This is a genomic window from Parafrankia sp. BMG5.11, assembly GCF_004337455.1.
On the sequence record NZ_SJXI01000180.1, the window covers coordinates 1 to 1,688 of the forward strand.

Here is a 1,688-nt window from a genome sequence, read left to right on the forward strand (position 1 = left end):
CTAGAAGGCTTGGGCGGGCGAAGCCGCGAAGGATGGGTCAAGTTCGGGGCGCGCGGGTCAGGCTGCGAGTCCGGCGTGGTGGATGAGTTCGTTGATGGCGGTGTCGTAGGCGTCGGCTGCTCGGCGTAGCGGCGGGGGGTCGCTGTGGCGGTCGACGAGTTCGGCTATGCCGGTGCGTAGTACCCGGTTGTGGACGCGGGTGAGGAACAGGGCGTGGCGCTGCCCGGCGGGGGTGATCTGGTAGCGGTGAGTCCCGGGAACGCGTTCGATCAGGCCGTGGAGGCGGAGTCGGCGTAGGTCGTAGCTCATCTGTCCGCTGGTGATGGTGCTCGGGTCGCGGCCGAGCAGCGGCGCGAGATACTCGCGTAGGTCACGGTTGGTGAAACCGTGTGGCAGCAGACGGAAGACGAGGATTGCAGACAAGAGGGCTTGGACGTGGTGGTCGGTGAACCGCATACCGGCGACCCGTCGTCCGGTCTCGGTGATGACCGGATCGGTGATGGCCGCGAACGCGGTGTCGCCGTCGGTGGGATCGTGGCTGATGGTCTGGACGTCGAGCAGACGTCGGTTGGCGTGGAAGCCGACCCGCCGTAACGCCGGCAGGTTGATCAGCCTTTTCCCGATCCCGAAGTCGCGGGTGTCGTTGATGGTGGTCTCGGTGCGTAGCGCTTTCCCTTCTTTGTGGTACTGCTTGATCGTGGCGTGTTTGTAGTCGACGTGCAGGCTTGGGGTGACGCCGTTGGTGATAATTCGGGTTCGGAACCGGCTCGGGGTGGCTCGTGGGCCGGTCCGGCGCAGGGACCGGTCGAAGACCAGGCTGACCTGGTCGGGGCGGCCGATGTCAAGGTTGTCCCGGATGACCTGCTCGAAGAAGATCCTTCCGGACAGGGGCCGGTCGAGAGTCTGGGTCAGGGAGAACTCGGCTTGCAGGATCGAGAGGTCGTAGTGGTAGCCGGCGTCGCGGTCGTCGGGGGTGAACGGGTGCGGCAGGATGTCCAACCACTTGCGGAGCAGCCCATCGATCTCGGCCGGGCCGAGCCGGTCACAGATCGTCTGAAGGCCGGCCGGGTCCTCGACCGCGGCGAACGCGTTGTCCATCGGGGTGAAGGCGATCCCGGACTTGGTCGCCTGCCGCTGCGCCCAGTGGTTCCCGTTCAGGCACAGCTTGGCGTTGTAGGGGAAGTAGGAGCAGAACTTGAGGAAGAACGGGCCGAAGTCGTCGTCGACGCAGTAGAAGTAGAAGTGGTTGACGACCCCGGTGGTCTTCACGATCCACGGGTATGTCTTCCCCTCTGCGTCGCGGCGCTTTTCCGTACGGAACAGCGGAGTCTTCTCCTGCGCCCGACCGATGAACACCACCCCCTGGGTGCCGGTGAAGTCCTTGAGCCGTTCGTGCATCACGTCGTCCTTCCGTTGCCCCTTCACGAAGTCGACGATCGGGATGTCGTGGTCGGCGGCGAACCGCCGGACCGCGGTCACGAAACCCTCGGTGATCGACGCCAGCGGGGCGGTGGAGGCGACTCGCATCCCGAGCCGGCGGCGGAGGAACCCGACCAGGCCGAGAGGGAACTGGAGCTGGGGCACATAGACGTTGAGGTACATCCGGTCGATGCACTCCACCTCGAAGCTCACGTGATGGGCCAGGACGTCGGCGACGGTGCGGGGTAGCGTCATCGTCAGCTCCGGTC

1 protein-coding gene is annotated in these 1,688 nt (G+C 65.6%); it reads right to left on the reverse strand.

Features of this window, described 5'->3' with window-relative positions:
- Positions 1 to 57: 57 nt before the first annotated feature.
- Positions 58 to 1,688, reverse strand: a 1,631-nt coding sequence (locus E0504_RS49395; protein ID WP_207974744.1) for a hypothetical protein, incomplete at its 5' end; no start/stop codon positions are given.